Origin of the sequence: Shewanella sp. S1-58-MNA-CIBAN-0166, from assembly GCF_040310085.1 — a bacterium.
In the GTDB taxonomy this organism is placed as follows: Bacteria; Pseudomonadota; Gammaproteobacteria; order Enterobacterales; family Shewanellaceae; genus Shewanella.
The window spans coordinates 74119-89127 of sequence record NZ_JBEOPN010000025.1; the positions used below are offsets into that span (position 1 = coordinate 74119).

The 15009-nt window shown below is 44.4% G+C and carries 10 protein-coding genes; all 10 read left to right on the top strand.

Annotation, left to right across the window (positions count from 1 at the left end; genetic code table 11):
- Positions 1–5 precede the first annotated feature (5 nt).
- Entirely contained in the window at positions 6–2237 is a 2232-nt protein-coding gene (locus AAEY99_RS15250; protein ID WP_351011059.1) for a tetratricopeptide repeat protein, read from the top strand.
- Positions 2237–5287, top strand: a complete 3051-nt coding sequence (locus tag AAEY99_RS15255) for a tetratricopeptide repeat protein (protein WP_351011060.1) — start codon at positions 2237–2239, stop codon at positions 5285–5287. The genes AAEY99_RS15250 and AAEY99_RS15255 overlap by 1 nt, the downstream gene beginning before the upstream one ends.
- Positions 5274–6068, top strand: coding sequence for a tetratricopeptide repeat protein (locus AAEY99_RS15260; protein WP_351011062.1), 795 nt, complete (start codon positions 5274–5276; stop codon positions 6066–6068). Before AAEY99_RS15255 ends, AAEY99_RS15260 begins: the two co-directional genes overlap by 14 nt.
- 1 nt (position 6069) lies before the next feature.
- Entirely contained in the window at positions 6070–6423 is a 354-nt protein-coding gene (locus tag AAEY99_RS15265) for a hypothetical protein (protein ID WP_351011064.1), read from the top strand.
- Positions 6424–6576: 153 nt separating this feature from the next.
- A complete protein-coding gene (locus AAEY99_RS15270) occupies positions 6577–7230 on the top strand; it encodes a MotA/TolQ/ExbB proton channel family protein (RefSeq protein WP_162022681.1) in 654 nt (217 codons plus the stop codon).
- Positions 7230–7802, top strand: a complete 573-nt coding sequence (locus AAEY99_RS15275) for a biopolymer transporter ExbD (protein ID WP_351011066.1) — start codon at positions 7230–7232, stop codon at positions 7800–7802. Before AAEY99_RS15270 ends, AAEY99_RS15275 begins: the two co-directional genes overlap by 1 nt.
- Positions 7799–8332 (top strand): ExbD/TolR family protein, encoded by a 534-nt coding sequence (locus AAEY99_RS15280; protein ID WP_351011068.1) that lies wholly within the window; start codon positions 7799–7801, stop codon positions 8330–8332. The genes AAEY99_RS15275 and AAEY99_RS15280 overlap by 4 nt, the downstream gene beginning before the upstream one ends.
- Before the next feature lies 1 nt (position 8333).
- A complete protein-coding gene (locus AAEY99_RS15285) occupies positions 8334–9332 on the top strand; it encodes an AgmX/PglI C-terminal domain-containing protein (RefSeq protein ID WP_351011070.1) in 999 nt (332 codons plus the stop codon).
- A gap of 376 nt (positions 9333–9708) precedes the next feature.
- Positions 9709–10590 carry a COG3415 family protein gene (locus tag AAEY99_RS15290; RefSeq protein WP_101087745.1) on the top strand — a complete coding sequence of 294 codons (882 nt, stop codon included), beginning with the start codon at positions 9709–9711 and terminating at the stop codon, positions 10588–10590.
- On the top strand, positions 10574–15009 hold a 4436-nt coding region (locus AAEY99_RS15295; protein WP_351011071.1), incomplete at its 3' end, for a beta-ketoacyl synthase N-terminal-like domain-containing protein. The genes AAEY99_RS15290 and AAEY99_RS15295, both read left to right, overlap by 17 nt.

A 15009-nucleotide genomic window follows, 5' to 3' on the forward strand; every position in this document is an offset into this window, starting at 1 on the left:
CAACAATGGCCGTTAACACTCAATCATTTAGCCTTATGCTAGCTCACATCAGTAACCCACTCACACGAGTTTTGGGCTGTGCAGCCATGCTATGCAGTTGCTTAACCCTCTTGCACACTACCGAGCTTCAAGCGGCAGAAAAATCAATAAAAAACTCTGTAAGTGCATCTGCGCCTAAAACCGATCTAGAAGATAAATTTTACCGCCAAGCATTGTACTTTTATTTTGCTGGCGATTATGGCGCAGCATTGAGGCAAATTAGCCTCAACCGTCAACGCAAAGAGATCTATTCTGATCGCAGCCAATTGTTCGAAGCCGGACTACAAGTGTCGATTGGCTTGCACGAGCAAGCCACCCAAACCTTGGCACAATTTGAACAACAACAAGCAAATACTTCGACCCAAACCACAGCGAATAACAGTACTAATACCAATAGCAGCAAAACGAAGTCAGCCACATCGCCAACTGAATTATTATTAATCGCTTTGTTACAGCTCAGCGAACAACAAATTGAACACGGCGACATTGATACAGCCAAACTTACGCTAGGCAGAATTACCACATTACTGCCCGATTATGTCGAGCAGTATCATGTATTAAACCAATTAGCTTATTGGCCAGATACGCCGCCATTAACCGCGCAAGTACAGCAACAATCAACATCAGAAGATGACCAGCCACCAGCGAGTTCATCTGTCGCTTACATCGCCTTAAACCAGGCGTTGTTGCACATGAAGCAGCAACAATACAGTGCGGCACAACCTATATTAATTGAGCTTAAAAGCCAACAATGGCAGCCACCCAAGATTAATTTTTGGCAGCAAGTGTTTAACCCTTTTGTAGAGCCCGACATTTTTGACGATAACGATGAGTTATTGCCAGAAGTTAAAGACGCCTTGTTGCAACAACAGGCCATCAATGATTATGCAAAGTTACTGTTGGCACAGTTGTATGTCGCCAATAAACAATACGATTTAGCCTATAACGAACTGAGCGATTTTCCTGAGCAAAGTCCTTATGCTGAATCCGCTTTGTTTTTATTTGCCTACTCGGCCCAGCAACAACAGCACTATGACATGTCGTTTAAGTTGCTATCGCTATTGCAGCAGCAATACCCCTACTCAAATTTAGCCTGGCAAGCCGCGTTGTTAACGGCAAAACAAGTCAGTGAGCAGCAATCTTTAGCACAAGGATTAACCTTGTATCAGCAAGCTGAACAACTGTATTTACAAAAAATTGTCGAGATAAAAGGGTTTGCAGAAACAGTTAGCACCATTAGCAATGTCACCGACTTTGCCAGTAAGACAGTAGATCAACAAACACCTTCCTTGGCAACCAAGTCTGACGCGTTAGAGCTTATCCTTACCGAGCGTTTTAGCACTGATTCGCCTTGGCTAAAAAAAGCCTTAAATGATCCGCAATTAGCGACCGATTATCACACCTTATTAAGCCTTGATTTACTTAGCGACAATGTGCAAAAACAACAGATTAACAGTCAATGGTTAAAGGACACCTTAGCCCTCAACACCGAGCGCCAAGCCCGCGTCATTGAACAACAAAAACAGCTCGCCTACACAGAGATGATTAATACGCTAGACGAGCAAAAACAACGTATTGCTAAGATTATTCACCAAGCTGAAGCAGAGCAAAATGGGCAAGTGTTTGCCGACCCAAGCCAGCAACAGTGGATAGACCGTATTGATGCCAGCCAAGCCAGGTTAACTACATTGGCGACTCAACGTAATATCGACGACGAACAACAACGACTTGATAGGATTAAAGGGGTGTTGCAGTGGCAATTACAGCAAACATTGCCACAACGACTTTGGCAGCATAAAAAAAGCCTGAAGCAATTAACAACACAACTTGAACAGCTTGAACGACAAGCCAATCGATTTAGTGCATTGTCGAGTAACACCCGCTTGTTATCTGACTTTGAGTTACGTCAACAACAAACCCAAACCGACATTAACAGCACGAACGTTAATATTACCGGACTGCGTGATAAAACCGACCGAGATATTCGTGGCAAAATGAGCATTTTTATCCAGCAACAACAATATACGTTACAGCAACTACTGCTCACCACTCGCCACCAAATGGCCAATGTATTAGAACAAATGTCACAAGCAGACACTGCGCCAATCAATCCCTTCTCAGCAAACGAATCGGCGGTAAACAAATCGACTGAAAGTGATTCCACTGTAGTTGAGTCAGCTGCACAAGGAGCGCGCTAATGTCAGTATCGGCTTATTTATCAGGCGCATTAATCTTAATCAGTGGTATTGCATTATCGGGGTGCTTTAGCAGTGGCCAGGCTGATTATGCTCAACAAGCTAAACGCACTAGCTTAGGCGATTTGGCCAACAAACGCAGCAGCGAAACGGTGGCGAGTGTTGAAATGAGCCAAACTCAACGCAGTGCCAAGTTGGCTAATATTTATCAGCAATTGCTGACACTTGAACCCGATCCTGAAATCCGGACGCACGTTGAATATCGCTTAGCGCAAATCAATACCGAATCATTTGAAGCCCAGTCTTATGCAGACCTCGATGATGAGTCGCAACCAGACAGTCAAGTGCTAGCTCAGTTGACTCAAAACGATGCGGCACTGCAAAAATTAGTTAACGAATATCAACAATTATTACAGCGTTATCCGCAACGACCTGAAAACGAACACATACAATATCAATTAGCTAAAGCGCTCGATTTACAGGGTAAATTGGATGCGAGTTTGGCTGAAGTTGAATCATTACTGCGACACTATCCGCAGACAATGTATCTTGCCGAGCTTAACTTTAGACGCGGTGAAATCTATTACAACTTACAGAATTACTCTGCAGCCATTACAGCATATCAGCAAGTATTGACCGCTAATGATAATCAAAAATACCAACTGAACAGTTTATATATGCTCGGCTGGTCCGAATTTAAACTCAATCGACTTGCCAATGCCGACAAAGCATTCTTGCAAGTGTTTGAAGCCTTAGTGGCCGGCCAGCAAAGTAATCGTGATATTGCAAACTTAACCTCCGACAACTTTGCTTTTGAAAAGCTCGGCAGCCGCGCGCAAAATTTGGCGATTGATACTCAAAGAGTATTGAGCATTTCTTTAAGCCAACAACTGCAATCTCAGTCGTTAGTTTCCTTAGTTAACGCGAATCAATCCTTGCCGAATATCAACTTATATCAGCATGTATTATTTGCCAATTTGGCCCAATTTTTACTCGACAAAAAACTCGACTACGATGCAGAACTAACTTATCAGGCATACATCGATTTGGCGCCAGACAATATCTGGGCAGCTCGCTATTCGCTAAATTTGCTCGACCTTTATCAGCGTCAAGGCAAGTTTGCCGCCATGCATCAGCTGAAAAATGACTATGTTAATCAATATGGTCTTAGCAGCACTTTTTGGGTAAATGCCAGCACAGCGCAGCAAGCAGAGTTATTACCACAACTGCTTAGCTTTAGTGACGAGCATAGCCGCCGTTTGTATGCCGATGCACAAACTCAGCAAGGTGCACAACGAATTAGCGCTTTCGCACAGGCTGCCAGCGCATTAAACACCTATTTACAATTGGCCAAATTACCTCAAGCCAGCACGTTACTCACTAGAGATATTCTTAATGACGAGTACTTGTTTGCTGACGCCAATTTTGAAGCAAAACAATATCAGCAAGCGCTTGCCAGTTATTACGCCATTGCCTATGACACCACAGCAACGTCGGCAGCCTTGCGTAAGATACAACAGCAATCGGCTTACGCAACAACCGTCACCATACGCGAAATCATTTCGCAACATGATCAAAGCCAACAAAAACAAAGTGGTCAAAGTAATACTGATGATTACACTACACTCATTTCACAACGTAATCAGCTAGATAAAGACTTTATCAATCAGTATCCATCTGACGAGCGTGCCTTACAGCTCGCCAGTAACGCCGCCCAATATTCGTTTGATGCTAAAAACTACACCGACCTTAAATACTTTACTGATTTTGTATTACAAGCCCACGCCATTCACACGATCAATAATGCGGTAAGCTCAGTGCAAACTGCCACGCCGTTGTCAGACGCTGCCCGTAAGCAAGTGCAGTTTGTCAGCCAGCTTTATGCCAATAGCTTGTATCAGCAAGAGCAATACGCGCAAGCTGAAGAGGGTTACATTTTAGCGCTGCAGTACACAGACAAGAGCACTGACTCGTGGTCAGAAATGCGTAACCTGTTGGCTTCAAGCATTTATTTCCAAGCGCAAGCCGTTAAACAAACCGAGCCAGAATTAGCCGTAAGCCAGTTATTACGCGTTGCTCAAGCGGTGCCCGAATCAAAATATGCGGTTAATGCCGAACTCGATGCAGCAAACTTATTGCTGGAACAACAACGCTGGCAAGAAGCGGTCGACGTATTAAAACCGTTTCAGCAACGTTATCCACACCATGAGTTTAGCGCGGTCATTCCAGCTAAATTAGCTCAATCCTATGAAGCACTAGCCCAATGGGATTTAGCCGCCGAGCAGCTTTTGATCATTGTCGCCAATGAAAAGCCCGGCGCATTAAAGCGTGAAGCTCAATACACTGCGGCGGAGTATTATTTAAAAGCAGGCGATAACAGTAGCGCACTCAGCACCTTTAGAACTTATGCTAAAACCTACCCACAACCGTTTGATGTAGCACAAGAGGTTCGCTTTAAAATGAGTGAGTTTTACCGCCAAAGCGGTGAAGCTAATAAGCAATATTACTGGTTTAGACAAATCCTAAGCTTTGATCGCAAACAATTGCAGCAAGATGCGAATGCCATTCAAGCTCGTCAAATTGAACTTGCCTCTATCGCAGCATTTTCCTTGGGTGAAGCTGAACAACGCAGTTTTGCGGCAATTAAACTCAACGCACCTTTGCAAAAAAGCTTGAAGCGCAAACAAGATACGATGAAAAAAGCCATTGGTTATTATCAACAAGTGCTCGACTTTCAATTAGCCAAATACGTTCCCCATGCAACATACAACCTTGCAGAAATGTATCGCCAACTTGCGAGCGACATGATGAGCTCACAACGCCCTGGCGATTTAGATGAATTAGCCTTGGAAGAGTACGAGATTTTACTCGAAGAGCTGGCTTATCCATTTGAAGAGAAAGCCATCGAAATTCACATCAGCAATACCCAAAGAGCATGGGATGATATTGTTGATCAATGGATTGAAAAAAGCTTTAAGCGCTTGGCACAAATGTCCCCTGCCCTTTATCAAAAACAAGAGTTAACGCATGAGGTTATCGATGCTATCCATTAAGTCATTATTTACCTCATCGACACCGAAACTGGCACTATTCGCGCTAGTAAGCCTTATGCTGTTACCCGGTTGTAGTACGTCACCTAGCGGCACTAACGCCAACAAGCAAACTACTACGGACCCAAGCCTAAAGGGTATGGACAAAGACATTGTCGACTTAGTTAGCCTCAATACAAAAAGTGTCAATAACAGCACCAGTATCAGTGCTGGCTCAACAGATAACCGTAATGTGTATCTTGAACAAGCCTCACAGCGGTTAGCCGATGTGCCCACATCGGTATTGAGTCAATATCAGCAAGCTATTAGCCAAATGAAAAACCAGCAATGGCAAGCGGCGAATAGTTTGTTTGATAAAGTGATTGCTGCAGAGCCTCAATTGTCGGGCGCCTATGTCAATAAAGCCATCATAGCGATAAATCAGCAGCAATTAGATCAAGCCGATGCACTGCTCGCAAAAGCGATTGCGGTTAATAACAGCAATCCTTATGCGCACCAAATTAAAGCTAATATCGCAAGGCGACAAGGCCAGTATGCTCAGGCTGAGCAAGGTTATTTAACGGCGCTAACTCTGTGGCCTCAATACCCACAAGCGCAATTAAATTTGGCGATCTTATTAGAGTTATATCGCGGTAAGTTGTTGCAAGCCCGCCAATACTACCTGGCGTATTTGGCTAACCAGCCAAATGATGAACAAGCCAAACGTTGGCTCGCTGGCGTAGAAATAAAAATTCAACGCGCAGGATTAACATTACCACCCGACAATGCTAATGGAGCAGGCTAAGATGACCATGCAAAAAATATTTCAGGCAACGTGTCGTCTTGGTGCATTGCCGTTGTTTTTAGCCACTTGTTTACTGAGTGTCTCAGCTCAGGCTACGGCCAATGATGACACTGAAAAGCAACAAGCGGTGAAACCTGCGAGCAACAAACCTGTCGTTATTCAAAGCCAAGTGACGGGCTCACAAGAGCAACCCAAAGTGCTTTATATTATGCCATGGCAAGGGATCAATAATCCGATAGACATTAACAACGAAGGCATGCGACTGACGCTGCCTGAGTTTAGGCCTATCAATCCAAAAGTATTTCGACAACAAGTCAGGGATTTTGCCAACGGCACACCAGAAAATAATCAATAAACACCCTGTAATAAGCTTTTAAATAAGCCATTAAATAAGCCATTAAATAAGCAACATGCTAGCCAAAAACTGAGTAATACCTAACAAAAACAATTGAACACCTGTAGCCATTAACGCCAGTGTTCAATACGACAATAAGAGAAGGAACATCACATGAGTTTTACCGACCATATCATTGCGTTTTTACAAAATGGCGGCCCATTTATCTACCCTATCGCCTTAGTGTTAGTGGTCGGTTTGGCCATTACCATTGAGCGCTGGTTATATTTAAGCTCTGCACATCGTAGTAACCAGCAAGCTTTTGCGCTGATTAAAAATGCCTTAAAAACAGGTGATATCAATACCATTAGTCAGCATGCACAAAACCATAAAGCGCCTGTGTTTGACGTGTTGCAGTCTGGTATTGCCCGTATATCAAGTGCAAGTCGCCGTGAAGACGTAGAATACGCCATGGAAGAAACCGTGATGGAATACATGTTACGCCTTGAAAAGCGTACGCCATTTATAGCAACGCTCGCTAACATCGCCACCTTATTGGGTCTATTAGGTACCATTATGGGCTTAATCGCAGCATTCTCGGCAGTGGCTAGCGCCGATCCAGCTGAAAAAGCCAACTTATTGTCTTCTAGTATTTCGGTTGCGATGAACACCACCGCATTTGGTTTGATTACCGCCATTCCGCTGATTTTATTTCACTCAAGCCTACAGACTAAAACGGCAACCATCGTTGACTCAATTGAAATGGCAGGCATCAAACTGCTCAATTCATTGTCATTTAACAAGCAAACGGATAACAACCGAGGCTAATGAGTATGAGACGCCGTCGTCGCCCTATTACCCAAGACGCAGAACTGGATATCACCTCATTCATGAATTTGATGATTGTGTTAGTGCCAGTACTTCTGCTGAGCTTGGTGTTCTCACAAGTGCGTATTTTGAATCTGCAATTGCCGGTATTGTCTGAAGCTGAGCAAGCACAAGATGATCAAGAACCTAAAATACTCGAATTGGTGATAACCCCAGCTCGCTTAGCACTAAACTACCCAGCCGGCATGTCACTTAAACATTTTGAACTGACTGATAAAGGTTATGATTTCGCCGCGTTGTCTGTTTATCTACAAGACTTAAAGCTGACATTTCAACAACAAGGTATTGAAAAAAATGACATAGTATTGTTACTCGACCCAGCGGTTGACTATCAAACCATCGTGTCTGCCATGGACACGGTGCGATCATTTAAAGCGGTAGTGGCAGCCAATTTGGTTGATGCTGAATTGTTTCCGATGATCTCATTAGGTGATGCACCTGCCGTTAATGATGCAGACATCGCCACACCGGCGCAGACCACTATTGGAAAACCAGTAGGAGCTAAGCCATGATGAAGCAATCGGCAAGAAGCCGCAGATTAGCTAAACACCACAAACGCTTAAAAGCTGGCAGTAAGCTCAACCTTGTTGCATTAATGGATATTTTTACCATTTTGGTGTTTTTCTTAATTGTGAATCAATCTGAAGTGCGAGTACTGCAAAATATCGAAAAAATCAGTTTGCCCGTGTCTGTTGCAGATGTACTGCCAGTTGAAAACCTGGTGATTACAGTGTTTACCAACACCGTATTAGTGCAAGAGCGCCCTATATGGCAAAAAGGTACTGATGAAATAGGCTTAACCGAACAACAAAATCCTGAGTTTATTAATGCCTTAACCAACGAATTGACCTATCAAGCCAGTAAACGCAGCGAGCTTAGCGAAACCGAGCAACAAAATGGCCGGGCAGTAACCATTATTGGCGATGCATCAACACCTTATGTGGTGCTTAAGCAAATTATGGCTGCTTGTGCTGCAACCGGTTACCGAGATATTTCGTTGGCGGTTGAACAACAAGCAAAACAAGCTAATGGTGAGGGCTAATATGACAACAGCAACCTTACACCATCACCAAACCAATCAGAGCTTTAATGATTTAGGCGACTTATTTAAACCCAGTAAACAAGACAAACTGTTTAAACAGATTTTGTGGTTGTTGCTGTTAGTTTATGTCGTCTTTGCGGTCGTAGTGCCCATGCTTGAACAAATTGAACTTCCACGTGAAGTAAAAGAGCAAGTACCACCGCAATTAGCCAAAATCATCTTGCAAGAAAAGCAATTACCGCCACCGGCCAAACCAGAAGAGAGGCCAGAGGTGAAACCGTCTGAACCATTGCCTGAACCGGAGCCTGCACCACCAGATGAAAAAGTACCAGAAAAACCTGTTGAACAAGCTGTAAAACCTCAAGTTGTTCAACCAGTAACACGTGACGCTGCAAAACAGAAAGCCAGCACATCAGGCTTAGCTGCCATGAAAGATGAGCTTTTTTCAATGCGCGAAGCATTTGATATTAAACCTACAGCGCAACGCAAACTTGACCAAACCACGTCTCAAGAAGTCAAAGTAAAACGTGATTTATTAGCTGGTGCGGCCAATAAACAAACTGACAGCTTGGCAAAATCAACTATCAGTAAAACTGTTGCTGCTGGGTCGTTAACAGGCAACGAAACCCAACAAATTCGCTTAGCAAAAGAGGAAGTATTAGCAAGCCAAGGTGCCTCTGCAGAAAAAGCCAGTCAAGCTAGCCAAGGTGGACAACGTTCTGAAGCAGCATTAAGACGAACATTAGAGGCCAATAAATCGCGGCTTTATTCGTTGTACAATCGTGCACTTCGAAAAGATCCGTTTTTAAAAGGCAAAGTGATGTTTGAAATTGTCATACAACCCAATGGCAACATCAGCAAGGTAACGATTAAATCAAGCGAACTCAATAACCCCAAGTTAGAGCGTCAATTAACCTTGGTATTACGTTCAATCAGCTTCCCAGCAGAAAAAGTCGCGCTAATGACCACCATCTGGGCCATAGACTTCTTCCCGAGTTGATGGGCATAAACCTTAGTATGTCGATTGATCAAAAAAAGCAGGTAATGAGAAAACTCGTTACCTGCTTTTTATTTGGGGCAATATATCAAATGATTAACTGACAACATAATCGCCAAAACAAGGTAAATTCAGTGCAATTTTAGATCTAGAGATGCCTTGACATATTTCTCAGATAATCATTTTTTACACCTCATATCTTGTTTTCAGTCTCGGGTGATTGTATCGGAGTGAAACCTCAGGTAATCTGCTTTGTGTTAAAAAAAGTATAAATGGATATTTAGACTAATTTTTTATCTTCTTTAAGTATGACTTAAGTAAGTATCGGTAAGTTTAAATGCGCTAAAGTCCCAATAGATTATTTGGAATCCCGGTCTAGATGACAAAAAAGATAACCACACATTTAGAATCTGGTCTATTTAAGGGTAAGCCTCGCCCAAAAACGGTCCAACACCGTAATGCGACGACAACACCTGAAATGCGTCAATTTATTCAGCAATCCGATTACAGCGTCAGTCAATTATCCAAAATCCTCAATATCAGCGAAGCTACAGTACGTAAGTGGCGTAAACGTGACTCAATCGATAACACCCCAAATACCCCGCACAAACTCAACACGACACTATCTCCGATGGAAGAGTACGTGATGCTGGGTTTGCGTTATCAATTAAAAATGCCTTTAGATAGGCTATTAAAAGTCACCCAAGAATTTATCAACCCCAATGTCTCTCGCTCCGGTCTTGCCCGCTGCTTAAAGCGTTTTGGGGTCTCTAAACTAGACGAATTTGACAGCCCTTTTGTGCCAGAAAAATTCTTCAATCAGCTGCCTATTACTCAAGGCGCCGATATTCAAACCTATACCGTTAACCCGCAGACATTAGCCGACACTTTAGCCCTGCCGAGTCCAGATCCAGACAACGTAGTGCAAGTAGTGTCGTTAAGTATTCCGCCTCAATTAACGAAGCAACAAGCCTATTCTGTTTTGCTTGGAGTCGATTTTAAGTCTGACTGGGTTTACCTCGATATTTATCAAGACAGCCATACCCAAGCGAGTAATCGCTATATAACGCATGTCTTAAAGCACGGACCATTTCATTTACGTAAGTTATTGGTTCGCAATTATCACACTTTTCTTGCTCGATTTCCTGGAGCAGGTCAACCAGCCGCAGTATCCACTAGCACCATTGATGCAGCTGGATCCCAACACCAGATAACTGAACCTCAGTTATCAAACGGAGACTCATATGAGCCAATCCAGTAATAAAGATAAGCGTTTAAACAAACGCTTAAAAGACATGCCTGTCGCGATTGTCGGCATGGCGAGTATTTTTGCTAACTCACGTTACCTAAACAAGTTTTGGGATTTAATCAGCGAAAAAATTGATGCGATTATCGACGTTCCAGAAAGCCATTGGAATGCTGAAGATTACTACAATGCCGATAAATCAATGGCCGATAAAAGTTACTGTAAACGCGGTGGTTTTTTACCTGAAGTCGATTTCAATCCAATGGAATTTGGCTTGCCCCCTAATATCCTCGAACTAACAGACACCTCACAACTTTTATCGTTAGTGGTCGCCAAAGAAGTGCTAGCTGATGCAGGTATTGATGCACAGTACGATACCGATCGCATCGGTATTACACTAGGCGTCGGCGGTGGTCAAAAAATTAATCACAGTCTCAGCGGTCGCTTGCAGTACCCAATACTCAAAAAAGTATTTAAAAATAGTGGTCTAAGTGATGAAGACACTGAGATGTTGATCAAAAAGTTTCAGGATCAATATATTCACTGGGAAGAGAACTCATTTCCAGGTTCACTCGGCAATGTGATTGCTGGGCGTATCGCTAACCGCTTTGATCTAGGCGGCATGAATTGCGTGGTTGACGCAGCTTGTGCAGGTTCTTTAGCGGCAATGCGCATGGCGATTACAGAGTTAGTTGAAGGCCGCAGTGACATGATGCTCACTGGTGGTGTGTGTACCGATAACTCGCCTTCCATGTACATGAGCTTTTCAAAAACACCGGCATTTACCACTAATGACACCATTCAACCTTTCGATATCGATTCTAAAGGTATGATGATTGGTGAAGGTATTGGCATGATGGCGCTTAAACGTCTTGATGATGCTGAGCGTGATGGTGACCGAATTTATGCTGTTATCAAAGGTATTGGCTCATCATCAGACGGTAAGTTTAAAAGTATCTACGCACCGCGCCCAGAAGGCCAGGCAAAAGCATTAAGACGCGCTTATGACGACGCAGGTTTTGCGCCGCACACTGTTGGCTTAATTGAAGCCCATGGTACTGGTACTGCAGCTGGTGATGTCGCGGAGTTCAATGGTTTAAAATCAGTGTTTGCCGACGGTAATGACGCTCAACAGCACATTGCTCTTGGGTCAGTTAAATCACAAGTTGGCCACACTAAATCAACAGCAGGAACCGCTGGAGTGATTAAAGCAGCGCTGGCTTTACATCATAAAGTGTTGCCGCCGACCATTAACGTCAGCAAGCCGAATCCTAAATTAAACATTCAGGACTCGCCATTTTATTTAAACACCGAAACCCGTCCATGGTTGCCAAGAGCAGACAATACCCCGCGCCGCGCGGGTATTAGTGCCTTTGGTTTTGGCGGCACCAACTTCCACATTGTGTTGGAAGAATATCGTCAAGAACATGTTCGAGGCGATAAATATCGTCAACGTTCAGTGCCACAAAGCCTATTGATCCACGCTGAAAGCAAAGCCGCATTACAGGCTCAATTAACTGCCCTGCAAACTGAAATTAAGGCTGTTGATACCACACAACAAAATCGCCAAGAAATTGTGTTAGCCGATTTTGGTAAACGTTTTGCCTTAAATACTATTGCCCCTAACGCGGCACGTATAGGTTTAGTGGTTGCTTCGTTAGCAGACTTAACCATTCAGCTGACTCAGGCGCTGGCGCAGTTAAGCTCAAATACTGCCGACTGCTGGCAGTTGCCTTCTGGCACCAGTTATCGCGCGGCTGCATTGATTCATCCTGAAGCGGCAAGCCATAGAGTGGCAGCACTATTTGCAGGACAAGGGGCACAATATCTGAACATGGGCGCCGATTTAGCCTGTTTGTATCCAGAAATGCGTCAGCAACTGATGCAAGCAGATAAGGTGTTTGCCCAACATAAACAAACACCACTATCGCAAATTATGTACCCAAATCCTGCTTTTGAAGCCGAAGATATTGCCGCGCAACAGGCTGCATTAACCAATACCGCCAATGCCCAAAGTGCTATTGGTGCGGTGAGCATGGGCCAATATGCATTATTGACTCAAGCAGGTTTTAAAGCTGATATGGTTGCCGGCCATAGTTTTGGTGAACTGTCAGCATTATGTGCGGCAGGCGTTATTAGCCAAGCTGATTATTATCAATTGGCCTTTGCTCGTGGCCAAGCAATGGCGGCTACACCTAAAGATCAAGACGCTGGGGTAATGTACGCCATTATTGTCCCCGCTCAATCTGTTGACAACGGTGTTGAAAAGCTTGAACAGTGCATTAGTGCATTTGAAGGCGTCAAGGTGGCTAATTACAATGCACCAACCCAACTGGTTATTGCAGGCCCAACAGCGTCATGTACCCTAGCGGCACAAGCTATCACCACTGAACTTGGTTTTAAAGCAATCGCCCTGCCGGTTTCTGGTGCGTTCCACACTCCATTAGTGGCACATGCGCAGCAGCCGTTTGCTGCGGCAATCAATAAGATTAAGTTTGCTAAGCCAAAACTAAGCCTTTATGCCAATGGCACAGGTAAAGCACATCCTAACGATGCTAAAGCAATCCAAGCAGCATTTAGTGAACATATGTTGCAATCGGTTCGTTTTAGCGAGCAACTAAACGCCATGTATGATGCGGGTGCTCGAGTATTTGTTGAGTTTGGCCCTAAAAACATCCTCCAAAAATTGGTGGAGGCTACCCTAGGTAATAAAGCAGAATCAGTCAGTGTAGTGAGCTTGAACCCAAATCCTAAAGGCAATAGTGACACTCAACTGCGCCAAGCAGCGTGTCAGCTTGCGGTATTAGGGGTGGCATTAACTGAGGTTGATCCTTATCAAGCGCCTATCGCTGAGCTTGCCAAAGTGTCACCGATGAACGTTAAGTTAACCGCGAGTAATTATATTAGTCCGGCCACTCAAGCCAAAATGCAAAAGTCATTGCAAACCGGCACCGTTACCAGCCAGACAGTGGAAGTGCCTGTCGAGAAAGTTGTGGAAAGAATTGTGGAAAAAGAAGTCATTAAAACTGAATATATTGAAGTGCCAGCAACATCCGCTCCAGCTCAAGCGCCAGCATCTGCAACAACGGCACCTTTAACGGCAACAGCTCCTATCGCTAAAGCTCAACCAGTTAGCTCAAGTGTGTCAGCGTCGACCGATAGTATCGGTGCATTTTTTGCTGCGCAGCAACAAACCGCTGAATTACATCAGCAGTTTTTAGCCATACCACAGCAATATGGCGACACGTTTGCTCACCTGATGACAGCCCAAGCGCAAATGGCGTCATCGGGATTAGCCATTCCAGAAAGCTTGCAACGTTCGATGGAGATGTTCCACCAGCATCAAGCACAAACATTGCAAAGTCATACTCAATTCTTAACGTTGCAAGCACAAGCAAGCCAAGCTGCGTTAGCCATGTTGCAAGGGCAAACACCAATGCCAATGGCGGCTTCTGCACCTGTATCGCTACCTGCTGCATCAGTACAGCCTGCTTTTGTGCAGTCAAACCACATAACTCAAGCAGCAATACCTTCGCCAGTGGTAGCCCCCGTTGCTCCAGCTCAGGTTCAAACCGCTCAAGCGGTTCAACCTCAACCGACAGCCAGTATACCTGTTCAAGCTCCTGTGGCTCAGCAAGTTAGCTCAGCAGCGGTTTCTGCACCAACAGCCGGACTAACACAGCAACAAGTGTTAGACACTATGCTCAATGTGGTCGCAGACAAAACCGGTTACCCAACAGAAATGCTTGAACTTGGCATGGACATGGAAGCAGATTTAGGTATCGATTCAATCAAGCGGGTAGAAATTCTCGGCACAGTACAAGATGAGCTTCCAGGCTTACCAGAACTGAGCCCAGAAGATTTAGCCGAGTGTCGCACCTTGGGCGAAATCGTTAGCTACATGCAAACTAAACTGCCTGCGGCAAACACAACTACTGTAGCGTCAACAGGATCAACATCGGTAGTTACTGCAGCACCAGCATCAACGGGCTTAACCGCTGAAAACGTTCAGCGCACCATGTTAGCTGTGGTTGCCGACAAAACCGGTTACCCAACTGAAATGCTTGAACTTGGCATGGACATGGAAGCTGATTTAGGTATCGATTCAATCAAGCGCGTTGAGATTTTAGGCACAGTGCAAGATGAGCTTCCAGGTTTACCTGAACTGAGCCCAGAAGATTTAGCTGAGTGTCGCACCTTGGGTGAAATCGTTAGCTACATGCAAACTAAACTGCCTGCTGCCAGCACAGTGGCTGCAGCTTCAATTGCATCTGCATCTGCATCTGCAGCGCCAACAACGGGCTTAACCGCTGAAAATGTCCAGCGCACCATGTTAGCTGTGGTTGCCGATAAAACCGGTTACCCAACGGAAATGCTTGAACTGGGCATGGACATGGAAGCAGACCTTGGTATCGACTCAATCAAACGTGTTGA

Bases quoted from the DNA above. Each gene is read 5' to 3' on its own strand.
- AAEY99_RS15275 (WP_351011066.1), top strand. From the start codon at position 7,230: ATGAGTATGAGACGCCGTCGTCGCCCTATTACCCAAGACGCAGAACTG.
- AAEY99_RS15280 (WP_351011068.1), top strand. From the start codon at position 7,799: ATGATGAAGCAATCGGCAAGAAGCCGCAGATTAGCTAAACACCACAAA.
- AAEY99_RS15290 (WP_101087745.1), top strand. From the start codon at position 9,709: ATGACAAAAAAGATAACCACACATTTAGAATCTGGTCTATTTAAGGGT.
- AAEY99_RS15250 (WP_351011059.1), top strand. From the start codon at position 6: ATGGCCGTTAACACTCAATCATTTAGCCTTATGCTAGCTCACATCAGT.
- AAEY99_RS15270 (WP_162022681.1), top strand. From the start codon at position 6,577: ATGAGTTTTACCGACCATATCATTGCGTTTTTACAAAATGGCGGCCCA.
- AAEY99_RS15285 (WP_351011070.1), top strand. From the start codon at position 8,334: ATGACAACAGCAACCTTACACCATCACCAAACCAATCAGAGCTTTAAT.
- AAEY99_RS15255 (WP_351011060.1), top strand. From the start codon at position 2,237: ATGTCAGTATCGGCTTATTTATCAGGCGCATTAATCTTAATCAGTGGT.
- AAEY99_RS15260 (WP_351011062.1), top strand. From the start codon at position 5,274: ATGCTATCCATTAAGTCATTATTTACCTCATCGACACCGAAACTGGCA.
- AAEY99_RS15265 (WP_351011064.1), top strand. From the start codon at position 6,070: ATGACCATGCAAAAAATATTTCAGGCAACGTGTCGTCTTGGTGCATTG.